The organism is Pseudomonas sp. AK-TSAG1-1 (genome assembly GCF_056821665.1).
The window spans coordinates 3,631,932-3,658,062 of the sequence record NZ_CM165965.1; the positions used below are offsets into that span (position 1 = coordinate 3,631,932).

Here is a 26,131-nt window from a genome sequence, read left to right on the forward strand (position 1 = left end):
TCACCCGCCCCCCCTACTCCGCCGCCTGCACCACCCATCGACCGCGCCGGGCCAATCCCGCCTGCAAGGCAAACGCCATTACCACGGTCGCCGGCGCGGAAAAACTGCTCAGCCCGGCGCCGGCAAACATCAACGCCAGTCCCAGTGCTGTCGCTCCGAACCATGCGGTCAACCCGACAGGATTGAAAGTCGCCACCCGCTCAAGTGCCGCCAGATCATTACGGCCACAGAGAATCTGCGCCAATGCCACGCCGACCCAGGCCACCACGAAAATCCCCTGATAGGCCAACGCCTTGAGGAGGTAGGCAAACACATCCGCCAGCATCAGTCCGTAGACGATCACCCCAACTACCAGCGCCCACATCAGATACGAACCGCGTACACCAAAACGGCCAAAGAACGCCTGCATGTTCAACGTCGCCAGATAGTAATTGGCGGTATTGATGCGGGTTTGCGTGGCCCAGACAAACAGCAATCCCCACAGGCCCATCAACTGCAGGATCGCCATCACCACCGACACTTCGTTCAGCGCGCCGTCATGGGGAATGCTGCTGACCAGGTAGATGCCCGCCGCGCCATTGAGCAAAAACGTTACCGCGTAGAACGGCATGCCGAAGTTCCAGCGACCATGGTATTCGGCATCTTCAGGCTTGCCGAAACGCGCGTAGTCGAAGGTGAACAGCATCAACACCCAGACGCCCATGTAAGCGACGAAGCAGTGCCACCAGCCGAATGCGCTGGGCGTCGTCGGGCCGAAATCCAGCCATTGCGGCTGGTAGCCATAACGACTGATCGACAGCCCCACCGCCACCAGCAGACCGCCGAGGTACACCGGCAGCAGCACGCCATTGAGCTTGTCCAGCCAGTGCTGCACGCTGCCCAGAATCATCGGCACGCTATAGAGCACCACTGCGAGTGCCGCCAGCGGATAGATCAGTTGCGGGTACAGTTGATGGAGCGCCACGGCAATCACCGAGCCTTCGAATACCGCGTAGTAGATCGCCGTGGAGAAGAAGATCAGCGTCGCCAGACACGCCCCGGTGCTGCCGAACAACAGCCGTGAAAACAGCGCCACCGACAAGCCGCTGCGGATCGCGAATCGGCTGAGCACACTGTTGACCAGGCCATAACTGATGACTGACAGCAGCATGCCGATCAACGCGTTGCGCGCACCGAATGACAGCGCCAGTGAAGCGCCGACCACGATGTAAAACATCGCACTGCACACCGCCCACCAGGCCATGGTCAGCGACAGTCGGCCCATGCGCGCGGCGGTCGGTACGGGATGGTGGGCCGGGTCCTGCCCGGTTTGACTCGATTGCGATAAAGCAGCCATATGCGTGAACTCCAGAACCAGTCAAAGGTTGAAGCGCGGGCAGCCGTCACCGCACCGGAGTGCGGCGTTGGCTTACCGTTTGGCATGGCCCGCGCGATGCGGCGGGCAGAATCAGGAAGGGAACAGCTTGCTCAGGCAGCTGAGTTTTTTCTTATAGGAGCGTCGTGCTTCCAGCGCTTCTTCGAGGGTCACCGCGACAAAGCGGGCCTTCTGATTGGGTTGCATCTGGCCGATCAGATCGAGGTCGGCACTGATCACCGTGCCGATCATCGCGTAGCCGCCACCGGACACCGCGTCACGGTGCAGGACAATCGGCTCAAGTCCGGCCGGGACCTGGATCGAACCGATCGGGTAGCAACTGTCGACGATGTTCGATGGATCGGAACCAGCGCCGAACGGCTGTTCGCGGGGCTGAAAGCTCAGCGCGCTGCCGCCCTTGAAGCGATAGCCGATACGGTCGGCTTCAGAACCGACCGTCCATGGCTCGGCGAAAAAGCTCTTTGCCGCAGACTCGCTCAGGCGCTCGTAATACAGGCCCGGCACCACGCGCAGGGTGATTTCGCCGCCCAGCGATTGGCGTAACGCCATGGGCAGACTGGCGCCGGCGCGACCCTTGCCACTGGCCGCGCCAATCGGCAACTCGTCGCCGGCGATCAATCGGCGCCCCTGAAAGCCGCCAAGCGCACCCAGCGTGTAGGTCGAACGACTGCCGAGCACCAGCGGCACATCGATGCCCCCCGCCACTGCCAGATAAGCCCGGGCGCCAGCCTTCGGAAAGTCGAAGCGCAGCACTTGTCCGGCCTTCACCTCAAAGGCTGTGTCGTGGTGCATTTCCACGCCATCGACACGCGGCGTCATGTGCGCACCGCAGACCGCCACCAGCGCATCGTGCTGAAACGCCAGCTCAGGCCCGAGCAAGGTGCATTCCAGCGCCGCCAGACCTGCCGGGTTGCCGACCAGTTGATTGGCCGCACTCAAGGCGTATTGATCAAGCGCACCCGAAGGAGGGATGCCCAAGTGGTAATAGCCTTCGCGGCCCAAATCCTGTACCGAGGTCGCCAGGCCGGGTTTGAGTACCTTGATCATGCCAGCACCTCCTGCAGCGACTTGGGATAACCGATCGGATCGGCGAGAAACGCGTCCAGCGAAAACTCCACCGGACGAATCCGCAGATCAAAGCGCCCGGCGTCCACTTCAGCCACCGCGTGGTCGTAGGCCTCACGATCGATCGGCTTGAACTGCACGATGTCGCCCGGACGGAAGAACACCATGTGTTCCTTGAGGTACGCGAGGTTTTGCTGCGGGTCGTAGATCGGTGCCGGCGTCACGCCGAACATCTGATAACCCCCGGCACCGCGCACCGAGTAAATGCAGCCAAAGCAACCGCCATGACCGAGGGTCAATTTCGGTGTGTCAGTGCGTGGCCGCAGGTACTTTGGCACCTGCAACTGGCGTTCGCGCTCGACCATCTGGAACATGAATGGCAGCCCGGCGACGAAGCCGACCATCGAGACAAACCACGGCGCACCGCTGTGGGCGGCGACGAACGCATCGACGTCGGCCAGGCCGTTGATCCGTGCGGCGTATTCCAGGTCAGTGGCGCTGGGGTCCTGATGCCGGTCGCGAAAACGCATCAGGGTTTCGTGGGTCCACGGGTCGTTGTACAGCACCGGAATCTCGATGATGCGCGTCTGCAGCGTGCGCTCGGCAACCGCCTCGGCTTCGGCGCCTTTCACCGCTTCGAGCAGGGTGAGCGGGGCGATGCGATCCGGGTCGAAACGAATCTGGAACGAGGCATTGGCCAGGCACACGTCGAGCACGCCATCCAGCGCCAGGCGCTCTACCGCGCGGGTAACGGCCAGCCCCTTGAAGAACGCATCAAGTGACATGCTGTCGCTGACTTCGGCAAACAAATGCTCATCGGCGCCGAAGCTGTAACGGATCGGCGTGCTCATGCTGCACCTCCGCTGCGGCGCGTGGCCAGCCAGGTTTCCAGGGTGCCGGTGTGGAAGTCGGCGCTGTGCAGCCACGGTTGTTCGAGCAGTTCGCCGTGCAGTGTCAGGGTGCTGGCCATGCCGGACAATGTGGTCTGTTCTACCGCTGCTTTCGCCCGGCGCAATGCTTCGGCGCGGTCAGGGCCATGCACGATCAGCTTGGCCAGCAACGAGTCATAGTAAGGCGGCACGCGGTAGCCTTGATACAGGTGAGTGTCGACACGAATGCCTTCGCCCTGCGGCCAGATCAGTTCCTCGACCAACCCGGGACTGGGGAAGAAGTCGCGCTGCGGATCCTCGGCGTTCAGGCGCATTTGCAGCGCGGCGCCGTTGAGTTGAATGTCACTCTGTTTGAAACCCAGCGGTTCGCCGCCGGCAATGCGCAACATGGCCTGGACCAGATCAATGCCGGTGATCAGTTCGCTGACCGGGTGCTCTACCTGAATCCGCGTGTTCATCTCGATAAAGAAGAATTCGCCGGTCGCCTCGTCATACAGGTATTCCAGAGTGCCGGCGCCCTTGTAGCCCAAGGACTCGGTCAGGCGCACGGCGCTCGCGCAGAGGCTCTCGCGTTGCTGCTGGCTGAGGACCGGCGACGGCGCTTCCTCGAAAATTTTCTGCCGGCGACGTTGCAGTGAACACTCCCGCTCGAACAAATGCACCGCGTGCTGACCGTCGCCCAGCACCTGCACTTCAATGTGCCGAGCCCGTCCGATAAACCGCTCCAGGTACACCGCGCCGTTGCCGAACGCGGCCTGGGCCTCGCGCTGGGAACGGGGAAACTCTTCTGCCAGTTGCGCAGCATCTTGCGCCAGGCGAATACCGCGCCCGCCACCACCGGCCGAGGCTTTGATCAGCAGCGGGAAGCCAACGACTTCTGCAGCCTTGAGCGCCGATTCAACATCAAACAGCTCACCCGGCGACCCCGGCACCACTGGCACCCCCGCTGCTTGCGCAGTACGCCGGGCTTCGGCCTTATCGCCCATGCGCCGGATCGTCTCGGCGCTCGGCCCGACAAAAATCGCCCCGGCTGCCACCACCGCTTCGGCAAAATCCGCATTCTCCGAGAGAAAGCCATACCCGGGGTGCACCGCGTTGGCGCCTGTGGCTTTCAAAGCGCCGAGCAAGGCTTCGACATTCAAATAGCTTTTATCGGCGCGCGCCGGGCCGAGTACGTGCACCTCATCGGCCATGCGCGCGGCGAGGGAATCGACGTCCGCTTCACTGCACGCGGCAACGGTAGGAATTCCCAGTGCCTTGGCGGCACGAATGATTCGCACCGCAATTTCGCCACGGTTGGCGATCAGCAATTTATCAATACCTTGGGTCATGATCACGCCCTCACTCGACGTCGAGTGTTGCGATGACTTGACCCGGCTCCACCGGATCACCGTCTTCTACCAGAAATGCGCTGAGGCGACCGGCCGTCCCGGCGGTCAGTTCGGAAAATTGCTTCATGACTTCGATCAGGCCAATCACCGTGTCGGCGCTGACCTGCGCGCCCACCTCGGCGTAGTTCGTCGACTCCGGCGTGGCTTTGCGGTAGAAGGTCCCTGGCAACGGGGTGATTACAGTGTGTTCGGCCATGTCTGTTCCTTTTGGAATAGTTGTAGAAAGGCAGGCAAAAAGTGAATCGTTGGGCAGACCCTGGCGTCTGTGGGCCAGGTGTTGCACCGCTCATCAGCGCGGGGCGCGCACCTCGATCCCGGCGTTATCGAGCGCTTTGCGTGTGGCCTCGACCAACGCCAGCGCGCCCGGTGTATCGCTGTGCAAGCAGATCGAATCGAAAGCGATTGCCAGGTCTTCACCCTCAACGGTACGCACCACACCTTGCTGACAGGCGCGCAATACTCGCGCGGCGACTTGCGTCGGGTCGTAGGCGCGCACGTTGCGGGTGAAGACGATGGAGCCGCTGAGGTCGTACTCGCGGTCGGCATAGAATTCACGGATCACCGGTTGACCGAGTTCTGTCGCGACGCGCCAGATCACCGAATCGGGCATGCAATACAGCAACAGTTCTGGCTCCAGACGTTGCAGGTTTTCTACCAGCAGGCGGGCCGCCTCCTCGTCCCGCGCCAGGTGCATGTAGAGCGCGCCGTGGGGTTTGATGTGTTGCAGGGCCACGCCTTGAACACGGGCCAGTTCACGCAGGGCGCCCAGCTGATAGAGCATGTCGTCGACCAGCTCCTGGGCCGGTGCGTTGATGTGCCGACGGCCAAAACCGACCAGGTCACGAAACCCCGGATGCGCGCCGATGGCCACGCCCAGACGCTTGGCCTGCTCAACCGTGCGGCGCATGGTGCCAGGGTCGCCGGCATGGAAACCGGTGGCGATGTTGGCCGAACTGATGAAGCCCATCAGCTCATTGTCGACGCCATCACCGATGGTCCATGGGCCGAAGCCTTCACCCATGTCCGAGTTGAAATCTACTGCTTGCATGACGCTTGCTCCTGACGCTTGTGACTTCATGCAGGCCAAGTTAAATTTCCGCACACCCCTTGGGAAGATCTATTAACAGATAGGCCATCTTCTGAAAAACAGATAGCCTCAGAAAAAGCTTCCTCGCCGACCGGAGTGTCCATGTCCCTGACCCTGCGCCAAGTGCGCTATTTCGTCGCCACCGCCGAGATCGGACAGATCTCCCAGGCCGCGCTTCATCTGAACATTTCGCAGTCGGCGGTGACCACGGCGATCAAGGAACTGGAAGGCATTCTCGGCACGCTGTTGTTCCAGCGCTCGGCGCAAGGCATGAGCCTGACCGATGCCGGGCGGCATTTTCTGAACCGGGCCTATGTGATTCTGCGCAGTGTCGATGACGCGCTGAACAGCCCGTTGCCGGACATCCGCGCCAGTGGCGTGTTGCGCCTGGCGGCGAGCTACACGGTGTTCGGCTACTTCCTGCCGCACCATTTGCAGCGCCTGGAACACTGGCATCCCGATGTGACCATCGAGGTTCACGAACAGGAGCGCCAAGCCATCGAACAAGGCCTGCTCGAAGGCCGGTTCGACATGGCCGTGGTGCTCACCGCCAACCTCACTCATCCGGACATTGTCTCGGAGACGCTCTTCAACTCTGAGCGCCGGTTATGGCTGCCCAGCCACCATCCGCTGTGCGAACGTTCGGCTGTGAGTCTGGCCGATGTGGCGAAGGAGCCGTTCATCCTGCTGACCGTCGACGAGGCCGAACAGAGCGCCATGCGCTATTGGGAAAACGCGCGCCAGCAGCCGAACGTGCGGGTTCGCACCAGCTCTGTCGAAGCCGTGCGCAGCATGGTCGCCAATGGCAGCGGTGTGGCAATTCTTTCGGATCTGGTGCACCGCCCCTGGTCGCTGGAAGGCAAACGCATCGAAACGCTGACGATCACCGACAAGGTGACGCCGATGAGTGTCGGCCTGGCGTGGCACCGCGCACAGGAGTTCAGCCCGGCGATGCACGCGTTTCGCAATTATTTCCACGATGCGTTTCTGGCGCCCCAGCAGCATCTCGCACGGCGCTGAAAACAGGGTTACTCTCCGGCAAATGCGCGAGCGCTGCCTCATCGCTCAACTGCCACTTCCCTGAGACACTACGCAAGGAACAACCATGTCGATCCATGCAGTGACTATTCCTCGTTTCGCCCAGATGCTGCGTTCATTGTCAGCGCTTTTGTCCAAGGGCGAAGCCTGCGCCGTTGAGCGCGGCTACGACCCGCAGGTTCTGCTCGAAGCACGCCTTGCGCCTGACATGCACAACCTCGCCCGCCAAGTTCAATACACCTGCACTCAGGCGCAGGACGCCGTGCTGCGATTGACGCAACAACCGCTGAGCGCACTCGCACCGCCAGAAAACATGGCGGCGGCCAAGGCATTGATCGAAAGCACCTTGCAGAGACTGGCAGCAGCGGACCCGGCGCAGATCGACGCCAGCGCACACAGGAAAATCGCCATCGAACTGCCCAACGGCATCGCCTTCGACATGACCGGCAGCGAATACGCCATGGACTGGGCCATGCCACAGTTCTACTTCCACCTGATCACGGCGTACAACATCCTTCGGCACAACGGCGTACCGCTGGGCAAGGCCGATTATGTGCAGCATATGTTTGCGTATCTGCGGAAATAACCAGCAGGTCAGGCTCCGGCGTCAACCACCGTTGACCCGGAGTTGCTGCACGAGAAGCGCCACTGACTCCACAGAACCGTGATGGTTATTGGCCGAACGCTGCACATCCCACGACATGGCATCGTCAACGCAGAAATCGCCCGCGCACTCCATGCTCAGATCGTCATCGAGCAGGCCGAGCGGAACCCACACGTAAGGCGATCCGCGAAGCGGGTTGGGCACGGTCGAGCCGCATTGCGCACAGAAGTCGTTCCGGTAACCGCTGGGTTTGACCCAACTGCTGATCGACTCCTGCCCTGCTTCCCAGCGAAAGTCACGAGCGCTGACCAGCGTGGCGAGGTTGTGGCCGACCCCGGTTTGCTTGCGGCACAGGGTGCAGTGGCAACGATAGAAAAAACCAGGCGCAACCGAGAGGCTAAACGTACAGCGGTGCATAGACACTGCCCTGTTGTCATGGCGAGCTCCCTGAAAAAAAGTAACACCGGCTTTGGCCTCGGCGCTGGTTCCGGACAAATACAAAATGGGGTTGTATTGACAATCGTGCATGGCGGCGTTGTACGAGGCCCTGCCAGACCGTCAATCCTGGCGCGCACATGGCGATAACAGCCGAGGCCAAGGCAATTGAGTCAGCGCTATCTGACATGATTTTGTCCCTCTCGAACACGTCTCAACCAGACCGCCAGGCTAGCCTGTGAAATCGCAATGAATCTGCATGCTTTCTGTCGGGTTATGGTGAATTGAAAAACCGCTCTTGCGTAGTTCACCCTTGACCGTTTCAATCGTTGTCAGGTGTTGCGTGGCTATCATTTCCTGTCGCGCCAACGATGTAAAAACGCCCATCGGCAGACAATCATTTCTGGCTCGGCATTCGTGCACAAGGAAATCCTGTGAGCGAACGACTGCGACTGATTTTTCCCTCAAACGATACTCATACCTGAGAGCACATTCGGTCCAGTTCACTGCAGCACACCTTTTATTTCGCCCTGCGCTGCATCCGTTTCAGTCGCAGCTCCGTACATTCAATACCCTCATTCGAAGGGTCGAAGAATCAAGGAGACACACCATGCACTCGCTCATCAAACGCCTTGCTGTCGCTTGCTTCACACTGCTCGCCCTTGGAGCTGGATTCAGCTTCGCTGCCGATACCGTGATGGTCGGCGGCGCGGCCATGTATCCGAGCAAAACCATCGTTGAAAACGCGGTCAACTCCAAAGATCACACGACACTCGTCGCCGCGGTCAAAGCTGCCGGGCTGGTGGACACGCTCAACAGCAAGGGGCCGTTCACCGTCTTCGCGCCGACCAACGAAGCCTTCGCCAAACTGCCCGCCGGCACGGTCGATACGTTGGTCAAACCCGAACACAAGGCTGACCTGACGAAGATCCTCACTTACCACGTGGTGGCCGGCACACACACGGGCAAACAGTTGATGGACCAGGCGAAAATGCACGGCGGCAAAGTCATGCTGAAAACCGTTCAGGGCGAATCGCTGACCGTGATGCTGCACGATGGCAAGTTGTGGGTGGAGGACGCCAAAGGTGGCAAGGCGGCCATTACCATCGCAGACGTCATGCAATCCAATGGCGTGATTCATGTGATCGATACGGTGCTGATGCCCAATTGATCGCCTGACACTGGCGGGCCCTCGTCAGAGCGCCCGCCAGACTTGACAGCTCAAGGTTGAAACGCCTGACGCCTCACGTCGAACGTTTCTCTACCCAGCGCCGGTACTGGCGTGTACGAAACGCCATGGCGATCTGCTGCACAATCAGCGCTCGCAGCGGTGACACAGCTGGATCGGGCTTTTTTGCCCGACTGAGTTTACCCAACTGAAACTTGACCACCGCCATGTTCGCCAACGCTGCGATGGTTTTGTTTTTCCAGGTGATCGGCGGCAACTGCGGGGCGTTGTCCTTGCCCTGCAGCCAGTCACGCGGCAGGTGTGGATCGATGGCCATTGCCGTTCCGATGCCCACCATGTCCACGCCACTCTGAACGACTTGTTCGGCCACCGGGCGGCGGCGAATCCCGCCGGTGACCATCACCGGCATTTTCGCGACGGTCTGAATGTCGCGGGCAAATTCGACGAAGTAAGCCTCGCGAGCCAGAGTGCGGCCATCGCGTGCCTCGCCCTGCATGGCGGGAACTTCGTAACTGCCACCGGACAATTCCACCAGATCCACACCCCGATCGTTGAGCAGCTCAACCACCTTTTTCGCCTCGTCGGCGGTGAAGCCTCCGCGCTGGAAGTCGGCGGAGTTGAGTTTGACCGCCACCGCAAAATCCGCCGAAACCACGGCCCTCACCGCGCTGACGATATCGAGCAACAGGCGCGCGCGGTTTTCCACGCAGCCGCCCCACTCGTCCGTCCGCTGGTTGGTCAGCGGCGAAAGGAACTGGCTCAACAGATAGCCATGCGCGGCGTGGATTTCCACGCCAGTGAACCCCGCCTGTTCGCCAAGGCGCGCAGTGCGTGCAAAGCGCTGAATGACCTCCTCAATCACGTCTGGAGTCATGGCGTGGGGCGTGGCAAAGCGCTTGGACATGCTGCCCAGCTCCAGCGGCACGGCTGACGGCGCCCAGGTTTTTTGCCCGAGGTTGGCCTGCATCTGCCGGCCCGGGTGATTGATCTGCAACCAGAACTGCGCGCCACCGGAGCGCCCAATACGCGCCCAGCGCTGGAACCTGGCGAGTTGCTGATCGTCCTGTAGCACCACGCCGCCCGGGCCGGTCATGGCGCGGCCGTCGACCATGACATTGCCGGTGATGATCAGCCCGGCGCCACCGTCGGCCCACGCCTGGTAGAGCCGCATCAGCTCGTCGGAGGGCGCCTGGTCGGCATCGGCCATGTTCTCTTCCATGGCGGCTTTGGCGATACGGTTCTTGATGGTCGAACCGTTGGGAAGTATCAGGGGGTCGAACACATTCATGCGGGCAGTCCTCAACTGAGATGAGGCCACCATAAGATTAAAGCCAACTTCAAGGTCAATAGCTTTTTTAAGGCTATTCGATGTTCAGCGCGCCACATCGCGGCGGTCTGAAGAACCCACCACGCCCTCTTCACGCAAGCGGCTCATCAGCATTTGCGCATTGTCCGCACAGGCCATGCCCTCCGGTTTGCCTTCGATACCCTTGATGGCCAGCAACAGTTGCGCCTTGTTCCGGGCCAGCCTTTGCTGCAGGACTTCGATTTCCTCGACCTTTTGCTTGAGGCCACTGAGCAGCTGTTCATGTTGCCAGCCCTGCGCATTCATCGGCATCAACTGGCGGATTTCCTCCAATGAGAATCCCGCCGCCTGCGCCCCGGTAATGAGCTCCAGAATCCACTGCGTGTCGGGGGCGTAATCACGATAACCGTTGGCTTTGCGCCCGACCGAGGTGATCAGGCCACTCGCTTCGTAGAAGCGGATGCGAGACGGCGCCAACCCGCTGATTTTTGCCAGTTCACCGATTCTCATGTTCCACTCCGCAAACGCATTAACCTTGAAGCTGACTTTAAACCTGAACTGATTCGCCGGCCATCGGTACAAATACACATGTAGAGGCCGGCGAATTTCCGGCCATGTGCAAAAAAGGCTCAGCATGGACACCGAAAAACTTGAGTTTGGCGCACACGAAATCGCGCAGATGCAGCGTTTCAACAAGACCCTGGCCTGGCTGCCACGGTTTCGCATCCGCAATCGCGTCACGCCGCGACTGATCCAGGCGCTGCTGCGCGTCAGTCAGAAGGCCGGCACAGACAAACTGCGCAAACACGGCCTTGAAGCTGAAAACATCGAGATTGATTCCCACGGCGTCCGGGTGCCGCTACGGATTATCAGGCCCAAAGGCAAAGCCCGAGGCGTGGTGCTGGATTTTCATGGTGGTGGCTGGGTCATCGGCAACCCGCAGATGAACGACGAACTCAACGCCGGCATGGTCATTGCGTGCAACGTGGCGGTGGTTTCGGTGGATTATCGGCTGGCGGTCAACACGCCGGTGGAGGGGTTGTTGCAGGATTGTCTGGGGGCCACTCGCTGGTTGCTCGGCTGCAACGAATTCGCTGACCTGCCGGTGATCGTTGTGGGGGAATCGGCGGGCGGGCATCTGGCAGCGGCGACGTTGTTGGGGCTGCAGGCATCGCCCGAATTTTTGCAGCGTATCCACGGAGCGCTGCTGTATTACGGCGTCTACGATCTGACCGGAACGGCCAGCGTACGCGCTGCGACTGCCGACACCCTGCTGCTGGACGGCCCCGGCATGGTCAAGGCGCTGCGCCAGTTGACCCCGGACCTGAACGACGCACAACGTCAACAGCCGCCGCTGTCACCGCTCTACGGCGACTTTGCCGGCATGCCACCGGCACTGATGTTTGTCGGTGAACTGGACCCGTTGCGCGACGACACTCTGGAACTGGCTGCACGCTGGAAAGCGTCGGCAGCGGTTGAGGTGCACCTGCTGCCCGCTTGCGCCCATGGATTTATCCATTTCCCGATGGCCATGGCTGACAAGGTGCTGGCTCACAGCCGGACATGGATCAATCTTCGGCTTGGCGCTCGGGAATCAACAGGGGAACGTTGCACTCAGCTCACGCCAGCAACTCGGTGATCCACTGAATCTGCTGCGCCGTTTCTTGCAGTTTTTCCTGCGGTACGGTCTGACGCGCCTGGGTGAAGCTGTTCAGGGTTTTCTGTTTCTGGCGCAACAGGCGCTGCCATTTGGCGATAAATGCCGGACTGCGCGCCTGCATCAGCAGCGGGCCGAAGTACAGTTGTTCGGCGCTGTAGTCGACCGGACCGGAAGGCTCGGCAACGATGATTTCGTAGAAGAAGCGGTTTTCCTGCAGCACGTCCTCGACGAGGATGCGGTAGTGGTTTTCCATCAGCCATTGGCGCAGCGGTTGCTCGCCACCGTTGGGTTGCAGGATCAGCCGCTCGTGCCCGCTCAGGCGCGCCTTGCCACAGTCAAGGATATCGCGAATGGTCTCGCCACCCATGCCGCACAGGCTGATTGCGGTAATCCCGTCACCCGGCTCGATCGCCGCCAGGCCACTGGCCAGGCGCACGGTAATGTGCGGCTGCAGATCGTTCTCGCGTACCGTGCGCACGGCCGCCTGAAACGGCGTCAACGCCACTTCACCGGCCACCGCCGCCGCGATGGCACCACGGCGCATCAGGGCCACCGGCAGATAGCCGTGATCCGAGCCGATATCCGCCAGCCGTGCGCCTGCCGGCACCTGCGCCGCCACGCGCTCCAGGCGCATGGACAAAGTGTGTTCGTTCAACCGCCCCCCCTTTCCCAGCATTAGCCGGCGCTGCGGGCCGGACAAGGGGCGCGACTCTAGCGGGCTGTGGCTGGCATTTCAAATCCGCGAGAGCGGGCCGTCGCGCCAATGCAACCTGTCGATGCAAGGAAAGAGGCTTCGGCTAGCTTCTTGGCAGCCGCTCTACTAACCTGCGCTCAGCCGCCCTGACTTGCTCGGCGCCCGCCTGAAAACAACCTATGCAATCAAGGAAGAATCAACATTGAAAACAGCTTTCGGCGCCCTGCTTTTGATCGGCCTGTCCGCCTCCGCGCTCGCTGACACCCACCCCATCGGCTTCCACACCACAACCTTGGCGGACCCGCAGCGTCCGCTGGAAATGGTCGTCTGGTACCCGGCGACCACCACCGCGCCCGCACAATTGATCGACGACAGTCCGGTATTCCTCAGTGCATCGGCGGTGCGCGATGCACCACCGACGGCCGGCGAGCATCCGTTGGTGGTGCTGTCGCACGGTTACCGGGGTAACTGGAGCAATCAGATGTGGCTGGCGGCTGCCCTGGCCGATCAGGGTTACATCGTCGCGGCGGTCAACCACCCCGGCAGCACCACCCACGACCGCAGCCCGCAAGCCGCGGCGCAGTTGTGGCAGCGGCCGGTCGACCTGCGTCGGGCGATCGATGCGGTGGTAGCGCAGCCGGGGCAATTTGGTGCGGTTGCGCCGCGACACATTGCCGTCGTCGGCCACTCGCTCGGTGGCTGGACGGCCCTGGAAATCGCCGGCGCACGCTTCGACCCCGAGCGCTTTGCCGAGGACTGCAAGGTCCATTCGAAGCTGTCCAGTTGCAGGGTCTACCAGACAATGAATCCGGCCAGCACCTCGCAAGCCAAAGCCCAATTGGCTGCCGACATGCGCTACAACGCGGTCACGGCCATCGTCTCGCTGGACCTGGGCCTGTCACGCGGCATGACCGACGCAAGCCTCGCGGCGCTGGACGTACCGACGCTGGTGATCGCCGCCGGCGCCCCGTCCGAAGATCTGCCCGCGCAACTGGAGTCCGCCAATCTGGTTGAACGTCTGCCACAGGCCACCACGCGTTATGTCGAGATCAGCGACGCCACCCACTTCAGTTTCATGTCGATCTGCAAACCGGGCGCGATCGAGATGCTCGAGGAAGATGCTCCGGGCGATGGCATCATTTGCCGCGATGGCGACAAGGCGCGCCCGCGTGAGGTCATCCAGCAGCAAGTGGTCGCACTGATCAGCGATTTCCTGGCGACGCCGAAGCCATGATCGACAGCGAGCAGCTTCATCGAGAGGGCTACGCGCTGCTGCGCCAGGCGATCCCTTTGGAGTGGCTCGCCGAGCTTCGCGCGGTGTTCGATGCGAATCTGAAACCGTCGCAGCAATGGCCGGTTCCGCGCGGCATGGACTGGCGACATGCGCAGCTGGATCTGGATTCATTGGTTCAAGCGGTGTGTCGATTGCCGGCCGTTCTGGCGGTGGCCGGCGAGTTGATTGGTGAACGCTTCTTTCTGGCCCAGGTTGAAGGTCGCGAGCCGCTGGCCGGTGGCGGCCATCAGCAACTGCACCGCGATTTGTCGAGCAAAAGACCCGGTGACATGGTCAACGCCATCGCCTTCTTCGACGACTATGGTCCCGACAACGGTGCCACCCGCCTCGTCCCGGGCAGCCATCGGCCTTTGCCGCAACAGTCGTCACTGGAGTTCACTGACGAGAGCGCTGCGGTGCAACTGGCAGGCGCTGCGGGCGACATTCTGGTGTTTGATGTCGACCTGGTGCACGCGGGCAGTCGCAACGCAAGTGGCGCCCGCCGGCGTTCGATTCTGATCAGCTACTGCGCACAGTCGTTGCAGGCGACGCATCTGGAAACTGCAGATCTGCGAGGTGTTCGCATGGACACCCGCGAGCAATTTGATCCTGCGCAGTTTCGCCAGGTCAGGCCATAGTCCGGCGCCGTGCGCAAAGGTCGGCAGCAACCGGAACGCAACCCTGCGCGCCGGTTGCTGATGACCTCAGCCGTTATTTGCTGATCGACACGATCGTCGCTCTGGTCCCCTCCATCCGGAAGGAAAACGTCACACGATCCCCCACAACCAGGCCGTTCAACTGAGCGGGCGTCACGGCAAACGCCATCGTCATCGGCGGCCATTGCAACGCCGCAACAGCGCCATGCGCGAGGGTCACCGTGTGGCTTGCCGGATCAATCGCCTTGATCGTTCCCTCGGCACTGGCCACAGGGGTTTGCTGCGTTTGCTGCTGCATGTCCATGCCTGGCATATCGTCCATTTTCATTGCGGATTGATCTTCTGCGTGGCTCGCAGACGCGAACAGGAAGAGACTGCCGGCCACTGCAACGAGTGTCAGTTTCATCGGTTTTTTCCTTCAAGGGTGGAGGGTTCAACATCGAGGGTACGACGGCGCATCAGGCGATACGCCGCCGGGATGACAAACAGCGAAAGCAACGGCGCCGTGAGCATGCCGCCAACCATGGGGGCAGCGATCCGGCTCATGACTTCGCTACCGGCGCCGCTGCCCAGCAGAATCGGCAACAGGCCAGCGATGATGACGGCCACGGTCATGGCTTTTGGGCGAACCCGTTGCACAGCGCCTTCACCAATCGCCGCAAGCAAACTTCGATCAGAGTGCTCGCCAAGGTCATTGCGTGCAGCCCATGCCTGCTTCAGGTACAGCAACATGATGACCCCAAACTCGGCGGAAACGCCGGCCAGTGCGATAAAACCGACGCCCGTGGCCACCGACAGGTTGTACCCCAGCCAATAGAGAAACCATGCGCCCCCCGTCAACGCGAACGGCAACGTGCCCATGATCAGTGCCGCCTCATCGAAACGCTTGAAGGTCAGGTACAGCAGCACAAAAATGATCGCCAGCGTCGCCGGCACGACTATTTTGAGTCGCGCATTGGCCCGTTCGAGAAACTCGAACTGCCCCGAGTAACTCAGGCTCATACCCGGCTGCAGCTTGACCTGCGCATTGACTGCCTCGCGCAGGTCAGCGACCACCGCCGCAATGTCCCTGCCGCGCACATCGATGTACACCCAGCCTGACAACCGCGCATTCTCGCTCTTGAGCATCGGCGGTCCCTGCGTGATGCTGATTTTCGCCACGGTGCCGAGGGTGATCTGGCTGCCGTTCGCGGTGTAGATCGGCAACTGCGCCAAGGCCTGCGGCGAATCGCGCCACTCACGGGGATAACGCAGATTGATCGGAAAGCGCGCCAGCCCTTCGACGGTCTCCCCGACATTTTCGCCACCAATGGCGCCACTGACGATCGACTGCACATCGGCGATGCTCAAGCCATAACGGGCAGCGGCCTGACGGTCGATATCCACATCGACGTAGCGGCCTCCGGTCAGCCGCTCCGCCAGCGCCGAACTGACGCCGGGCACGTCCCTGGCAACCCGTTCGACCGCCTGGGTCACCGCGTCGATGTCCGCGAGGCGACTGCCGGCGACTTTTACGCCGACCGGGCTTTTGATACCGGTGGCGAGCATATCGATGCGATTGCGGATCGGCGGAATCCAGATGTTGGTCAGGCCAGGTACACGCACCACGCGATCAAGCTCCTCCACCAGTTTTTCCTGGGTCATTCCCGGGCGCCACTGATCGTGAGGTTTGAATGCAATGGTGGTCTCGAACATTTCCAGGGGCGCCGGATCCGTCGCCGTTTCAGCACGGCCCGCCTTGCCAAAGACGTGCTCGACCTCCGGAACGGTCTTGATCAGGCGGTCCGTGAGTTGCAGCAGTTGCGCGGCTTTCTGCGCCGACAACCCCGGCAACGCTGACGGCATATAGAGCAGGTCGCCCTCGTCCAGCGGCGGAAGAAATTCCCCCCCCAAACGCGAGAGTGGCCATAACGCACTGGCCAACACCAGCAACGCCACCAGCAGGGTCAGCTTCGGCCACCGCAATACCGCATCCAGCGCGGGCTGGTACAGCCCGATCAGCCAACGATTCAACGGATTCTGCCGCTCACCGGGGATGCGCCCGCGAATCCAGTACCCCATCAACACCGGAACCAGCGTCACCGACAATCCGGCCGCTGCCGCCATGGCCCAGGTTTTGGTAAAGGCCAGAGGAGCGAACAGTCGCCCCTCCTGAGCTTGTAAGGTGAACACCGGAATGAACGACAGCGTGATGATCAGCAGACAGAAAAACAGCGCCGGCCCGACTTCCTGCGCCGCGTCCGTAATGACCCGCCAACGCGGCTCACCTTCCAACGCCTGCCCGGGATTGGCCGCATGCCACGCTTCGATCTTTTTGTGGGCATTTTCGATCATCACCACGGCGGCATCGACCATGGCACCAATAGCGATGGCAATGCCACCGAGCGACATGATGTTGGCGTTGATCCCCTGATAATGCATGACGATGAAGGCCATCAGCACACCCACCGGCAGGGAGATGATCGCCACCAGCGATGAGCGCACATGCCACAGGAAAATTCCGCAGACCAACGCGACGACGATGAATTCCTCGAGCAGTTTGTGGCTGAGGTTTTCCACGGCATGATCAATCAACGTGCTGCGATCGTAGGTCGTGACGATTTCCACGCCGGGCGGCAGACTGCTTTTCAGTTCATCGAGTTTGCGCTTGACCGCCGCAATGGTCTGGCGAGCGTTCTTGCCGCTGCGCAACACCACCACGCCGCCAACCGTTTCGCCCTCGCCATCGAGTTCACTGATACCACGGCGCATTTCCGGGCCCAGTTGAATCGTCGCCACATCACCCAGGGTCACCGGGGCACCGCCGGCACCCAGTTTGAGCGGGATCGCCCGGAAGTCATCCAGCGTCTTCAGGTAGCCTGATGCGCGCACAATGAACTCGGTCTCCGCCATCTCCAGCACCGCCCCGCCCGTCTCCTGATTGGCCTTGCCGATCGCCTCGCCGACCTGTGCCTGGGTGATGCCGGAAGCGGCCAGTTTGAGCGGATCGAGCTGCACCTGATACTGTTTGACCATGCCGCCCACCGTGGCCACTTCGGCGACGTTGGGCAGGGTCTTGAGTTCGAACTTGAGGAACCAGTCCTGCAGTGCGCGCAGCTGTGCCAGATCATGTCCTGCGGTGCGGTCCACCAAGGCGTACTGGAAGATCCAGCCGACGCCTGTCGCGTCGGGGCCCAGCGCCGGTCTGGCAGCGGCCGGCAAGCGGCTCTGGATCTGGCTCAGGTATTCCAGCACTCGCGAGCGTGCCCAGTACGGGTCGGTGCCATCTTCGAACAGCACGTAAACGAAGCTGTCACCAAAGAACGAATAACCGCGCACGGTCTTCGCCCCCGGCACCGAGAGCATGGTCGTGGCCAGCGGGTAAGTGACTTGATTCTCGACAATCTGCGGCGCCTGCCCCGCAAAAGGCGTGCGAATGATCACTTGCACGTCGGACAGATCCGGCAGTGCATCAATCGACGTGTTCTGTACCGACCACACGCCCCATGCACTGACAAACAGTGTCGCCAGCAGGACGAGCAAGCGATTGGCCACGGACCAGCGAATAAGCGCGGCGATCATGGCCGGGCCTCCATGCTGTCCGTGCCATCACCTGCAACGATGCCCTTGAGGCTGGCCTGCGAATCGAGCAGGAACTGGCCCGACGTCACCACTTGCTGGCCTTCCTCCAGGCCCTTCAAGATCACCGTTTTGCCCGCGCTTTCCTCGCCGATTTGCACGTGCACCGGCCGGTAATGCCCGGCGGCTTCGGCCAGCATCACCAGATCCCGGCGCCCCGTGCGAATCACCGCTTCGCTTGGCACCCACAAGACGCTGGCGGTGCCTGTCTGCTGCAGGCTGACCTGCGCGGTCATGCCTGGCCGCAGGCGTTCATCTGGATTGGGCAGCTCAACCCGCACACGCAGGGTCCGACTGTCTGCATTGGCCTGCGGCAAGATGGCGTCGATGCGGCCCTTGAGCGTGGCGCCCGGGAACGCCGGCAGACGGGCCTCGACGGCTTGCCCAACGGAGAGTGTTGCGCCTGCGGATTCGGGGACGGCCACCGCCAGCCAGACACGGCTCAAGCCGTTGACCCGCGCCAGTGTTTCGCCTGGAGCGACGGTCATGCCCACACGAACATTCAGCTCCTGCAACACACCCGCCAGTGGGCTGGTGAGCGTCAGGTAAGGCGCAACCTTGCCCTGCCGCTCAACCCGGGCAATCAGCGTATCGGGCATTCCTGTGAGGCGCAGTCGCTGACGGGCAGCCCGCAACAAACCGGCATCACCGCTGCGTTTCATGGCCAGAAACTCGGTCTGGGCCGCCGCCCACTCAGGCACAAGTATGTCCGCCAGCGCCGCGTTGGCCTTGAGCACATCGCCGGGCGCATGGTCATAGACGCGCTCGACAAAACCCGGCGTGCGCGCCTGAAGCACTGCAACGTCACGCTCGTTGAACCCCACAATCGCACTGACATCAAGGCTGGAACTGAAGACCCCGCGCCTGACCGGTGCCGAACGCATGCCGAGATTTTGCGCCACTGCCGGATCGATATTCACCGTCGCGCGGTCATCCGCCCCGCTGGCGTACTGCGGCACCAACTGCATGTCCATGAAGGGTGACTTGCCCGGTTTATCGAACTTTTGCTGCGGGTACATCGGGTCGTACCAATACAGCGCCTTGCGTTCGGCCGGGGCATTGGCACTCTGCGCTGCTGCCATTTCAGTTGATTCGTCCATCTGCAAGTGCGCCGCCCGGTAACCACCGACGCCGCCCAGCAACAGCGAAATGCCCGCCAACACCCACCTGTTTCCCTTGAGGTTCATTGGCCGCTCTCCCCGTAAGCAAAATAAAGCCGCGCATTGCTCAGCGCTCGTTGCGCTTGCACATCGACCTGTTTCAGGCGCGCCTGGATCAGCTCGCGCCGGGCCGCCACCACCGCATTCAAATCGCCCTTGCCGGCGCGATAGCTCGCCATGCTCAACTCGACCTTCTCCCGGGCCAGCGGCAAGAGGCTGTCCTCGCTGCGGTGCATCGCCCGATCGAGCTGTTCATAGTCGGCCAGTTCACTTTCCAGTTGCTGGGTGTGCTCGCGCGACAAGGCATCGCGCTCAGCCTCCAGCTGGTCGAGTTGCGCTCGCCTGGCGGCGATCACCGGGTTCTGTCGAGTCTCGGGGAACAACGGCAAGTCCCAGGACAACTGCACGCTGACCATGTCGCCGAACTGGCGGTCACGATGCTGATAGTCCAGCTCCCAGCTCCAGTCGGACTTTTTCTGCGCCTGGGCCTCGTTGACCCTGGCCTGCGCCTCGCGAGTCATTGGCGCAAATACCGCCAACTCTGGGTGGTGCTGCAGGTTGTGGGCGATGCCCGAGGTGTCCACCGGCCATTCGGGCAGTCGGCCCTGAGGTGTGGCATCCGCCACCGGACCAATCCAGCGCTTGAGCGCTGCCTGTGCCTGAGCACGCTGGCGAATCAAATCGTCCTGCTGCTCCGCCAGTTGTGCCGCCTCTTGCCGAGGCGTTACCGCATCCGCCGGTTGCGCACGACCACCGGCAATCTGCGCATTGACGGTTTCGGCGAGCAGGCGGTTTTCTTTGTAGAAGTCCTGGAACAATGCATTTTTGCGCTCCACCGCATAGCTGCTGATCCACGCCAATGCCGTGGACTGGCGCACATTCAGACGCTCGATCCGGCGTTCGGCTGCCGCACGGTCAACAGCAGCACTGGCCACTTCGACACGCGCCTTGCGTTTGGCTTCGTTGGGCATTTCCTGACGGATTCCGACCATTTGCATGGTCATGAAATCAGCGTCGAGACTGCCGCGATTCGGGCCGCTGATAGGGTAGTTCTGCACCCCTAACAGCAGTTTCGGATCAGGTAATTCCCCGGCGGGAATGGCCGCGCTGCTGGCAGCGTGGATTTTTGCGTCTTGCGCGATCAGCGAAGGCGCCGTGTTTTCTGCCAGCCGCAAGGCTTCGTCGAGTGTCAACGCACTGGCGAAACCCGGCCACGCCAACACGCTTGCCACAAGGCCTGCCACAAGCGGCCGCCCGGTGCAAAAGCACTTGGAGTTCATGTTTACGATTCCTGTAATGAGCCACTGCCCGCGTGAACGACACGCGCACAGCCAAGCCATCCCGATGGACCGGGATGAGGTTCAAATTGCGACAGGAATCAAACGCGTGGCGGTCGCCATACCCCGGACGGGGTCGAGACAGGGAAAGAATCGCCCGAAAGCATCAGTACGACGGGGCTGAACAGCGTCACGGCGGGCTTGATGATCGAGACCTCAAGCATGCCCCCAGTCTTGCACTCCTGCCCGGGCTTGCAGGGTTTACCGTGCTCGACCGGGCTTTTCATATCATTGCAGCAGTCCATGCCCATGCCATCCATCATCGCCATGCCCATGGCTTGCATCGGGCACGGTTCGCTCGGCACCTGAGTACCCGCCATCCCACTGAGGGGAAGCGCCAGGCTGATGACGAATATGAGCAATAACCGCAATGGGCGTTTCATGGTGTTGGAGTGTAGTCCGCGGATCGTCGACTGCCTATGAGGTGCGCGAGATATGAACGGGTCAGGATTAAGGCAACGTTACTGGGTAGCCCGTTGCACGACGATGACAAACTGGCCTCGAGTGACGTTCACGCTTACCATACTCACTGCTCGTATGACCGCCTCTTGCTGGATCAATCATGACCAGTCTCCAGTTCGTCTGCAGCCGCACCCGGTGGCGCCGCCGACCTGGCTTTAATTCCCCACGCCCCGACTCCTTCTCAAGAACGCTCACGCCGAGTAGAAAACATGAACCGTCAAAAGAAACTGCAGCAGTTGTTCAAGGAAAAGGCCAAGAAGGCCAGCGCCAAACTGGCGCCGAAAAAGCCCAAGTACATCAGCAAGGCTGATCGATTGAAAATCGCTGCCGAAGCGGCGTTGGAGCCGGTCGAAACCACAGAGGGCTGATCCCCTCCACGCGCCTTATAAAAACGGCGAAATATTTGCCAGCGCCCGCGTGATGTAGAGGTCTTTCTCGCCAACCGGTACCACGTAGTGCAGCGCATTGCGGGCGGCCTCCTCACCGGCAAGACGGGTGATAAACCAGGTCGCCAGATACTGTGAGGCCAGGCACCCGCCGGCAGTGGCGACATTGCCCTTGGCCACGAACGGTTGATTGAGCACCGCCACGCCAGCCTCCTCCACCCACGGTTTGGTGATCAGATCCGTACACGCCGGAACCCCGTTCAACAACCCGAGCTTTTCCAGAATCAGCGTGCCCGAGCACTGCGCCCCCAGCAGTTGCCGCGCCGGATCGAGCCGCAGACGCGACATCAGTTGGGCATTCGCCACGATGTCGCGGGTCAGGCTCCCGCTGCCGACCAGAACTGCATCCGCCTCGCAGGCCTCCTCCAATGACACCTGTGCCTCGACCACCAGGCCGTTCATTGAACGCACCTTTTGCGTCGGGCCGGCGATCGACACCCGCCAATCGGGCTGCTTGACCCGGTTGAGGATGCTGTAGGCGATGAACGAATCCAGTTCGTTGAAACCTTCAAAAGTCAGGATGGCGATGTGCATGATGAGCCTCGGGTCAGATTGCCGGTGACGCATCGTAAAATCGGCCGATCAATACAATCAAAAAATTGTCATGACTACATTCCTGACCGCTATCGACAGGCCAGCCAGGCCCAAGAAAAGGCTGCTGAAAAAACGCGTAGCCACGCCAAATCCGTAGCTTTCAGCCGATGGCTATAGGACAGTGGCGGCATCGACCGGTGAATCAAAAGGCAATACCGCATGAAGCCCCTGGATCTGACACGCTTCGACCTCAATCTGTTGGTAGTGCTTGAGGCACTCTGGGCGGAAAGGCACGTCGGGCGCGCCGCGCAACGGCTGCACCTGTCCCAGTCGGCTACCAGTCACGCCCTGTCCCGATTGCGGGCGGCTTTTGACGATCAACTGTTCATTCGCAACCCGCGCGGGATGGCGCCGACGCCGCTGGCGGTCGAGTTGATGCCCAGAGTCGCGGCGGTGCTCGAGTCGGTGCGGCTGGTTGCCAGTCCACGGGGGCCATTTGATCCGGCGCGTTTGCAAGCGACACTCTCGGTGGCGGCCACCGATCACGCGGTGTTGACCGTCATCGCTCCGGCGCTGGCGAATATTCAGGCCGCTGCGCCGGATATGGTGCTCAAGCTCGGGCCGGCGGATGGCGAATCGGCGATGCGTCAGCTGGACGCCGGAGAGATCGACATCGTGCTCGGCTCCGGCTCGTTTGCCCAGGTCCCGCAGCGCTTCGATTGCCAATTGGCGCACCAGGAGCGCTTCGTCGGCATCGCGCGCAAGGGTCACTCGGCACTGGTCAAACGTGGCAAGAAGCTGCACATGGAACTGGATGACTTTACCCGTCTGCCGCATATTCTGGTTTCGCCTCGCGGCGACCGTCGGGGCGCTGTCGACGATGCGCTGGAACTGCTCGGTCGCAGCCGCCAGATTAGCGTCACCTGCCCAGGTTTTCTGGCGGTGCCGTTCCTGGTCGGCGCTTCACAATCGATCGCCGTGTTGGCCGAACGGGTCGCCTTGCAGATGCAGGACACCGCGCAACTGAGCCTCTTCGAATTGCCGCTGGCGCTGCCCACCTGGGAGGTATTCGTTATCCGCGCGCGGGGGCGCGCCAACGAGCCCGCTGTCGAGTGGCTCACCCAAATGTTGATCGCCGACTGACGATCAATCTCGTGCATCGAGTTGCTGCGCCAATGCCATTGGATCGCACGCCTCGCTCCTCCTAGAGTGCGGATGTCGTTCATCCCGCCCGCCCGGAGTACCGCATGCAAACCCAATCCACCCTGGTCATGATCCCTTGCTTCGCAGGCGCACCCTGGCAGCTCGAACAAATGACCCACTTGCAGGGCCGCACCCTGCGCACCCTTCGCCTGCCCGACGACGTGCGCGACCTGGAAACACTGGCCAACGTCATCCTCGATCAGGTGCAGGATCTGCAGAGCTACGTGCTGGTAGGCGACTCCTACGGCGCAGTCGCCTCGATCGCGGTTGCAACGCGACAGCCCAAAGGCCTCAAGGGTCTGGTGCTGTCCGGCGGCTTTGCCAAAAACCCGATCACCTCGCCCCTCCTCAAGGCCCTTGCCGCGCTGGCGCCGTTCTTCCCGGGGCCGTTTTACCGCCAGACAACCCTGCGCTTCCACGCCGCGCAACTGGCTTCATCGTTCGACCAGGAAGGAGAAGTCTCTTGGTCAACGGCCAAGAGCCGCGCCTTCTTCATCGCGCAAACGCCGCACTCTGCCTACGTCAACCGCGTGCGCTCAATCGAGAAAATCGACTACACGCCCCTGCTGAAGAAGATCGACGTACCCACACTGATCCTGACCCCTGAAGAAGACAAGCTGATAGGCAAAGCGGCTGCGGGGATCCTGCTGAAGGGCATCAAGGGTTCGCAGGAAGTCATCCTGCCGCGCACCGGCCACATGTTCAGGTTCTCGCATCCGGGGGCGTATTCGCTGGAGGTCAGGAAGTTTCTGGAGCGGGTAGCGCTTTAAGCGAGTTTCTACGGGTGCTTGCTTATCTGTGCTCGTCTGCCGGGGACTGGTCAACCTCGAACTTGGGCAGTTCTCTCGATTTCAATAGTTTGTCAATAGTACAGGTGAGCGACTGTGCGACCGGCAACGCGGTAGTAGGCTTTCATGGCGTCACACTACGCGAATGCCCGATCTGTTCAGATCATTGATGAAGGCAGGTCAGGCCAATGTATAAGCCGCATGTCAGCTAACTGAAAGGATTCGAACATGAAAAAGTCCATTACTGCTCTGGCCGTATCCGCAACGCTCGCTCTCACCGCAACTGTCGCGAACGCCTCCGTGCATCCGACCACCCTCAAGAGTCCCCAGACCGTCAATCAGCTGACCGCTTCGATTGGCACTCCATTCGGAACCCATAAAACAGCGGGCACAATCCAAATGGCCAGCCTGGCCAGAAGTTGCTCCGATGATCGATATTCCTGGTGGGAATACAGCGGTTGGGAAATCGTCGCTTGTCTCGGAAGCGGCCAGTGGTAACTATTCAGCCGAGCCTGGTGCGTGACGTGTGGGGTGAGCACGCACCAGCGCCTGTTGCTCGATGCATAAGCGCTGTGGCGCTTCGCGGGTGTACATGAGGTCAAAGCACGAAGCCCGGGTATCCAGAGCTGAGTAAACCAGAACCCAGGCATTCGATAAGCCGAGACACTACAAGGGCCTGTCAACCCTTGGTCAGATCAACCAGCGGCGTCTGCCGCACCTCAGTCTCGCGCCCAGCCTGAATCTCGCTCACCTGCTTCAAGGCCTTAGCCACAGCCGCCTTATCCGCCAACAAGCTGTAACTGATGCGGAACTGTTTGTGTTCCTTCGGCCCGATTGTGGGTACCAGGTTCAGTGGCCGCTGATAATGGCGGTTGTAGGAAAAACTTGTCCCCGGCTCAAGCCCCGTGACATAACCCTGGCCTTGGGTATCGGTGTTTTTCCAAAGAGAAAACACCGGCAGTGTCTGCGTATTGAAGCCGACCGAAACGCCCAGGCTGCCGGCCTTGTTATGCAACACGGCCAACGTATCGCCCTTGGCATCGGCATACGGCACGATGTTGTAAACCGTTTCGTCGTAGTCCTTGGTTGGTGCGCGGTAGGTTTGCCATTCGGGCAGATCGCCCTTGGCCTTGTCGTTGAACGGCGACACCTGTTTTACCGGCGCAGCGAAACGAGCACCCTGCTCCAGGAACGGGGTGCTGAAGTTACTGTGATACAGCGCCTGGTATTCCTTCGGATAGTCACCGTTGTTGGTGAGGGTGTCATTCAGGGCGAACACGACGCTGCCGGGCTCGGTGACCAGTTCGGTCGCGACGGAGAAGTCGACCTTCTTGAACGCCTGCTCTTTCAGTTCGCCGCGCAGGGTGATGGCGTACGGTGGTAGTTCGTCGATGTGCAGGGTGACTTTGTTCGCAGGAATGTTGGCGGCCCGACCGTGCAGAGTCAGCAGTTCGCCGTTATCGACGCCGGGGTGGCCGACCCATTCATATCCGCAGCGGGTGACCAGTTCATTGAAACCTTCCAACCAGCCCAGACCACCGCGGCCATTGAGTTCGATGAAGGACGGATTGACCACTTCCTTGACCGGAGAGTCCCAGCCCATTCGCACATTGCCGACCGAGGCCTGCAAGACGTTCATTCCCCGTGTCGGCACCACCGAGAGCTTCATCGTGCCGTTATCGATGTCGACGATGCTGACGCCCTCCTGCCGACCGCCATGCAAGGTGCGCAGGGTAACGCTGAAGGGTTTATCGGTTTTCATGCCGAGTTGCTGGCTGGTGATCTGCCAGTTCTGGGCGGCTTTGTCGGTGTCGAGCAGAACGTAATCCCAGGCCATGGCGTGGGAGGCAGCGGACAGCGCGCTGAGGGCAACAACGAGTTTGAGCGGGGTCATGGCAGCAGCCTTTCTTGGAGTTGTGC

27 protein-coding genes are annotated in these 26,131 nt (G+C 61.3%); 10 read left to right on the plus strand and 17 right to left on the minus strand.

All coding sequences use genetic code 11. The features are described 5' to 3' along the window. Window positions 1–13: 13 nt before the first annotated feature. From AC1UK9_RS15965 to AC1UK9_RS15990, 6 genes are all read right to left on the minus strand, one after another. Window positions 14–1,336: a purine-cytosine permease family protein gene (locus AC1UK9_RS15965; protein WP_482577943.1), complete on the minus strand. Its 1,323-nt coding sequence runs from the start codon at window positions 1,334–1,336 to the stop codon at window positions 14–16. Between the two features lie 111 nt (window positions 1,337–1,447). Beyond that, window positions 1,448–2,422, minus strand: coding sequence for a 5-oxoprolinase subunit C family protein (locus tag AC1UK9_RS15970; RefSeq protein WP_473012763.1), 975 nt, complete (start codon window positions 2,420–2,422; stop codon window positions 1,448–1,450). Continuing rightward, a complete protein-coding gene (locus tag AC1UK9_RS15975; RefSeq protein WP_482577944.1) occupies window positions 2,419–3,291 on the minus strand; it encodes a 5-oxoprolinase subunit B family protein in 873 nt (290 codons plus the stop codon). Before AC1UK9_RS15975 ends, AC1UK9_RS15970 begins: the two co-directional genes overlap by 4 nt. Next, window positions 3,288–4,661 (minus strand): acetyl-CoA carboxylase biotin carboxylase subunit, encoded by a 1,374-nt coding sequence (locus tag AC1UK9_RS15980; protein ID WP_482577945.1) that lies wholly within the window; start codon window positions 4,659–4,661, stop codon window positions 3,288–3,290. Before AC1UK9_RS15980 ends, AC1UK9_RS15975 begins: the two co-directional genes overlap by 4 nt. Window positions 4,662–4,671: 10 nt before the next feature. Beyond that, complete coding sequence (locus AC1UK9_RS15985) at window positions 4,672–4,917, minus strand: acetyl-CoA carboxylase (protein WP_473012766.1); 246 nt, start codon at window positions 4,915–4,917, stop codon at window positions 4,672–4,674. A gap of 93 nt (window positions 4,918–5,010) precedes the next feature. Then, entirely contained in the window at window positions 5,011–5,769 is a 759-nt protein-coding gene (locus AC1UK9_RS15990) for a 5-oxoprolinase subunit PxpA (RefSeq protein ID WP_025113459.1), read from the minus strand. Between the two features lie 141 nt (window positions 5,770–5,910). Here AC1UK9_RS15990 and AC1UK9_RS15995 point away from each other — a divergent pair, with 141 nt between their 5' ends. Then, entirely contained in the window at window positions 5,911–6,828 is a 918-nt protein-coding gene (locus AC1UK9_RS15995; protein ID WP_025113460.1) for a LysR family transcriptional regulator, read from the plus strand. A gap of 85 nt (window positions 6,829–6,913) precedes the next feature. After that, window positions 6,914–7,432 carry a DUF1993 domain-containing protein gene (locus AC1UK9_RS16000; RefSeq protein WP_025113461.1) on the plus strand — a complete coding sequence of 173 codons (519 nt, stop codon included), beginning with the start codon at window positions 6,914–6,916 and terminating at the stop codon, window positions 7,430–7,432. A 21-nt stretch (window positions 7,433–7,453) separates the two neighbouring features. Here AC1UK9_RS16000 and AC1UK9_RS16005 read toward each other — a convergent pair whose 3' ends face one another. After that, on the minus strand, window positions 7,454–7,867 hold the full coding sequence (locus AC1UK9_RS16005; protein ID WP_482577946.1) for a GFA family protein: 414 nt from the start codon (window positions 7,865–7,867) through the stop codon (window positions 7,454–7,456). 628 nt (window positions 7,868–8,495) lie between these two features. Here AC1UK9_RS16005 and AC1UK9_RS16010 point away from each other — a divergent pair. Then, window positions 8,496–9,056, plus strand: coding sequence for a fasciclin domain-containing protein (locus tag AC1UK9_RS16010; protein WP_025113463.1), 561 nt, complete (start codon window positions 8,496–8,498; stop codon window positions 9,054–9,056). 73 nt (window positions 9,057–9,129) lie between these two features. On the opposite strand, the gene AC1UK9_RS16015 is transcribed toward AC1UK9_RS16010, so the two are convergent. Then, the gene (locus AC1UK9_RS16015; RefSeq protein WP_473012768.1) at window positions 9,130–10,362 is read right to left on the minus strand and encodes an NADH:flavin oxidoreductase/NADH oxidase family protein; all 1,233 of its coding nucleotides are present in this window, start codon (window positions 10,360–10,362) and stop codon (window positions 9,130–9,132) included. A gap of 84 nt (window positions 10,363–10,446) precedes the next feature. After that, window positions 10,447–10,890: a MerR family transcriptional regulator gene (locus AC1UK9_RS16020; RefSeq protein ID WP_025113465.1), complete on the minus strand. Its 444-nt coding sequence runs from the start codon at window positions 10,888–10,890 to the stop codon at window positions 10,447–10,449. A gap of 124 nt (window positions 10,891–11,014) precedes the next feature. Here AC1UK9_RS16020 and AC1UK9_RS16025 point away from each other — a divergent pair, with 124 nt between their 5' ends. Then, window positions 11,015–12,019: an alpha/beta hydrolase gene (locus AC1UK9_RS16025; RefSeq protein ID WP_482577948.1), complete on the plus strand. Its 1,005-nt coding sequence runs from the start codon at window positions 11,015–11,017 to the stop codon at window positions 12,017–12,019. Here AC1UK9_RS16025 and AC1UK9_RS16030 read toward each other — a convergent pair. After that, a complete protein-coding gene (locus AC1UK9_RS16030) occupies window positions 12,000–12,695 on the minus strand; it encodes a tRNA (adenine(22)-N(1))-methyltransferase (RefSeq protein WP_482577949.1) in 696 nt (231 codons plus the stop codon). The genes AC1UK9_RS16025 and AC1UK9_RS16030 overlap by 20 nt on opposite strands. A gap of 241 nt (window positions 12,696–12,936) precedes the next feature. Here AC1UK9_RS16030 and AC1UK9_RS16035 point away from each other — a divergent pair, with 241 nt between their 5' ends. Both AC1UK9_RS16035 and AC1UK9_RS16040 read left to right on the plus strand, forming a co-directional pair. Next, complete coding sequence (locus AC1UK9_RS16035) at window positions 12,937–13,968, plus strand: alpha/beta hydrolase family protein (RefSeq protein ID WP_482577951.1); 1,032 nt, start codon at window positions 12,937–12,939, stop codon at window positions 13,966–13,968. Then, complete coding sequence (locus AC1UK9_RS16040; RefSeq protein WP_025113470.1) at window positions 13,965–14,645, plus strand: phytanoyl-CoA dioxygenase family protein; 681 nt, start codon at window positions 13,965–13,967, stop codon at window positions 14,643–14,645. Before AC1UK9_RS16035 ends, AC1UK9_RS16040 begins: the two co-directional genes overlap by 4 nt. A 73-nt stretch (window positions 14,646–14,718) precedes the next feature. On the opposite strand, the gene AC1UK9_RS16045 is transcribed toward AC1UK9_RS16040, so the two are convergent. From AC1UK9_RS16045 to AC1UK9_RS16065, 5 genes are all read right to left on the minus strand, one after another. Continuing rightward, window positions 14,719–15,069 (minus strand): copper-binding protein, encoded by a 351-nt coding sequence (locus AC1UK9_RS16045; RefSeq protein WP_482577952.1) that lies wholly within the window; start codon window positions 15,067–15,069, stop codon window positions 14,719–14,721. After that, window positions 15,066–18,224 (minus strand): efflux RND transporter permease subunit, encoded by a 3,159-nt coding sequence (locus AC1UK9_RS16050; protein WP_482577953.1) that lies wholly within the window; start codon window positions 18,222–18,224, stop codon window positions 15,066–15,068. Before AC1UK9_RS16050 ends, AC1UK9_RS16045 begins: the two co-directional genes overlap by 4 nt. Continuing rightward, window positions 18,221–19,468, minus strand: coding sequence for an efflux RND transporter periplasmic adaptor subunit (locus AC1UK9_RS16055; RefSeq protein ID WP_482577954.1), 1,248 nt, complete (start codon window positions 19,466–19,468; stop codon window positions 18,221–18,223). Before AC1UK9_RS16055 ends, AC1UK9_RS16050 begins: the two co-directional genes overlap by 4 nt. Beyond that, on the minus strand, window positions 19,465–20,721 hold the full coding sequence (locus AC1UK9_RS16060; RefSeq protein WP_482577955.1) for a TolC family protein: 1,257 nt from the start codon (window positions 20,719–20,721) through the stop codon (window positions 19,465–19,467). The genes AC1UK9_RS16055 and AC1UK9_RS16060 overlap by 4 nt, the downstream gene beginning before the upstream one ends. 98 nt (window positions 20,722–20,819) lie before the next feature. Continuing rightward, a complete protein-coding gene (locus AC1UK9_RS16065; protein WP_473012777.1) occupies window positions 20,820–21,161 on the minus strand; it encodes a hypothetical protein in 342 nt (113 codons plus the stop codon). Window positions 21,162–21,449: 288 nt separating this feature from the next. Between AC1UK9_RS16065 and AC1UK9_RS16070 the strand changes: the two genes are divergently transcribed. Then, window positions 21,450–21,608, plus strand: a complete 159-nt coding sequence (locus AC1UK9_RS16070; protein WP_081794930.1) for a DUF2986 domain-containing protein — start codon at window positions 21,450–21,452, stop codon at window positions 21,606–21,608. A gap of 15 nt (window positions 21,609–21,623) precedes the next feature. Here AC1UK9_RS16070 and AC1UK9_RS16075 read toward each other — a convergent pair whose 3' ends face one another. Then, entirely contained in the window at window positions 21,624–22,220 is a 597-nt protein-coding gene (locus AC1UK9_RS16075; protein WP_025113475.1) for a DJ-1/PfpI family protein, read from the minus strand. A 219-nt stretch (window positions 22,221–22,439) separates the two neighbouring features. Here AC1UK9_RS16075 and AC1UK9_RS16080 point away from each other — a divergent pair, with 219 nt between their 5' ends. The 3 genes from AC1UK9_RS16080 (at window position 22,440) to AC1UK9_RS16090 (ending at window position 24,709) form a co-directional block, all read left to right on the plus strand. Beyond that, on the plus strand, window positions 22,440–23,363 hold the full coding sequence (locus AC1UK9_RS16080) for a LysR family transcriptional regulator (RefSeq protein ID WP_473012778.1): 924 nt from the start codon (window positions 22,440–22,442) through the stop codon (window positions 23,361–23,363). Between the two features lie 104 nt (window positions 23,364–23,467). Beyond that, complete coding sequence (locus AC1UK9_RS16085) at window positions 23,468–24,193, plus strand: alpha/beta fold hydrolase (RefSeq protein ID WP_482577957.1); 726 nt, start codon at window positions 23,468–23,470, stop codon at window positions 24,191–24,193. Window positions 24,194–24,439: 246 nt separating this feature from the next. Next, a complete protein-coding gene (locus tag AC1UK9_RS16090; RefSeq protein WP_482577958.1) occupies window positions 24,440–24,709 on the plus strand; it encodes a hypothetical protein in 270 nt (89 codons plus the stop codon). A gap of 181 nt (window positions 24,710–24,890) precedes the next feature. On the opposite strand, the gene AC1UK9_RS16095 is transcribed toward AC1UK9_RS16090, so the two are convergent. Further along, window positions 24,891–26,105, minus strand: coding sequence for an aldose 1-epimerase family protein (locus AC1UK9_RS16095; RefSeq protein ID WP_482577960.1), 1,215 nt, complete (start codon window positions 26,103–26,105; stop codon window positions 24,891–24,893). Window positions 26,106–26,131 lie beyond the last annotated feature (26 nt).

What these genes read in the sequence shown, in the direction of transcription:
- AC1UK9_RS15965 (WP_482577943.1), bottom strand. Translation starts at nt 1,336, where the DNA reads ATGGCTGCTTTATCGCAATCGAGTCAAACCGGGCAGGACCCGGCCCAC.
- AC1UK9_RS15970 (WP_473012763.1), bottom strand. Translation starts at nt 2,422, where the DNA reads ATGATCAAGGTACTCAAACCCGGCCTGGCGACCTCGGTACAGGATTTG.
- AC1UK9_RS15975 (WP_482577944.1), bottom strand. Translation starts at nt 3,291, where the DNA reads ATGAGCACGCCGATCCGTTACAGCTTCGGCGCCGATGAGCATTTGTTT.
- AC1UK9_RS15980 (WP_482577945.1), bottom strand. Translation starts at nt 4,661, where the DNA reads ATGACCCAAGGTATTGATAAATTGCTGATCGCCAACCGTGGCGAAATT.
- AC1UK9_RS15985 (WP_473012766.1), bottom strand. Translation starts at nt 4,917, where the DNA reads ATGGCCGAACACACTGTAATCACCCCGTTGCCAGGGACCTTCTACCGC.
- AC1UK9_RS15990 (WP_025113459.1), bottom strand. Translation starts at nt 5,769, where the DNA reads ATGCAAGCAGTAGATTTCAACTCGGACATGGGTGAAGGCTTCGGCCCA.
- AC1UK9_RS15995 (WP_025113460.1), top strand. Translation starts at nt 5,911, where the DNA reads ATGTCCCTGACCCTGCGCCAAGTGCGCTATTTCGTCGCCACCGCCGAG.
- AC1UK9_RS16000 (WP_025113461.1), top strand. Translation starts at nt 6,914, where the DNA reads ATGTCGATCCATGCAGTGACTATTCCTCGTTTCGCCCAGATGCTGCGT.
- AC1UK9_RS16005 (WP_482577946.1), bottom strand. Translation starts at nt 7,867, where the DNA reads ATGCACCGCTGTACGTTTAGCCTCTCGGTTGCGCCTGGTTTTTTCTAT.
- AC1UK9_RS16010 (WP_025113463.1), top strand. Translation starts at nt 8,496, where the DNA reads ATGCACTCGCTCATCAAACGCCTTGCTGTCGCTTGCTTCACACTGCTC.
- AC1UK9_RS16015 (WP_473012768.1), bottom strand. Translation starts at nt 10,362, where the DNA reads ATGAATGTGTTCGACCCCCTGATACTTCCCAACGGTTCGACCATCAAG.
- AC1UK9_RS16020 (WP_025113465.1), bottom strand. Translation starts at nt 10,890, where the DNA reads ATGAGAATCGGTGAACTGGCAAAAATCAGCGGGTTGGCGCCGTCTCGC.
- AC1UK9_RS16025 (WP_482577948.1), top strand. Translation starts at nt 11,015, where the DNA reads ATGGACACCGAAAAACTTGAGTTTGGCGCACACGAAATCGCGCAGATG.
- AC1UK9_RS16040 (WP_025113470.1), top strand. Translation starts at nt 13,965, where the DNA reads ATGATCGACAGCGAGCAGCTTCATCGAGAGGGCTACGCGCTGCTGCGC.
- AC1UK9_RS16045 (WP_482577952.1), bottom strand. Translation starts at nt 15,069, where the DNA reads ATGAAACTGACACTCGTTGCAGTGGCCGGCAGTCTCTTCCTGTTCGCG.
- AC1UK9_RS16050 (WP_482577953.1), bottom strand. Translation starts at nt 18,224, where the DNA reads ATGATCGCCGCGCTTATTCGCTGGTCCGTGGCCAATCGCTTGCTCGTC.
- AC1UK9_RS16055 (WP_482577954.1), bottom strand. Translation starts at nt 19,468, where the DNA reads ATGAACCTCAAGGGAAACAGGTGGGTGTTGGCGGGCATTTCGCTGTTG.
- AC1UK9_RS16060 (WP_482577955.1), bottom strand. Translation starts at nt 20,721, where the DNA reads ATGAACTCCAAGTGCTTTTGCACCGGGCGGCCGCTTGTGGCAGGCCTT.
- AC1UK9_RS16065 (WP_473012777.1), bottom strand. Translation starts at nt 21,161, where the DNA reads ATGAAACGCCCATTGCGGTTATTGCTCATATTCGTCATCAGCCTGGCG.
- AC1UK9_RS16070 (WP_081794930.1), top strand. Translation starts at nt 21,450, where the DNA reads ATGAACCGTCAAAAGAAACTGCAGCAGTTGTTCAAGGAAAAGGCCAAG.
- AC1UK9_RS16075 (WP_025113475.1), bottom strand. Translation starts at nt 22,220, where the DNA reads ATGCACATCGCCATCCTGACTTTTGAAGGTTTCAACGAACTGGATTCG.
- AC1UK9_RS16080 (WP_473012778.1), top strand. Translation starts at nt 22,440, where the DNA reads ATGAAGCCCCTGGATCTGACACGCTTCGACCTCAATCTGTTGGTAGTG.
- AC1UK9_RS16085 (WP_482577957.1), top strand. Translation starts at nt 23,468, where the DNA reads ATGCAAACCCAATCCACCCTGGTCATGATCCCTTGCTTCGCAGGCGCA.
- AC1UK9_RS16090 (WP_482577958.1), top strand. Translation starts at nt 24,440, where the DNA reads ATGAAAAAGTCCATTACTGCTCTGGCCGTATCCGCAACGCTCGCTCTC.
- AC1UK9_RS16095 (WP_482577960.1), bottom strand. Translation starts at nt 26,105, where the DNA reads ATGACCCCGCTCAAACTCGTTGTTGCCCTCAGCGCGCTGTCCGCTGCC.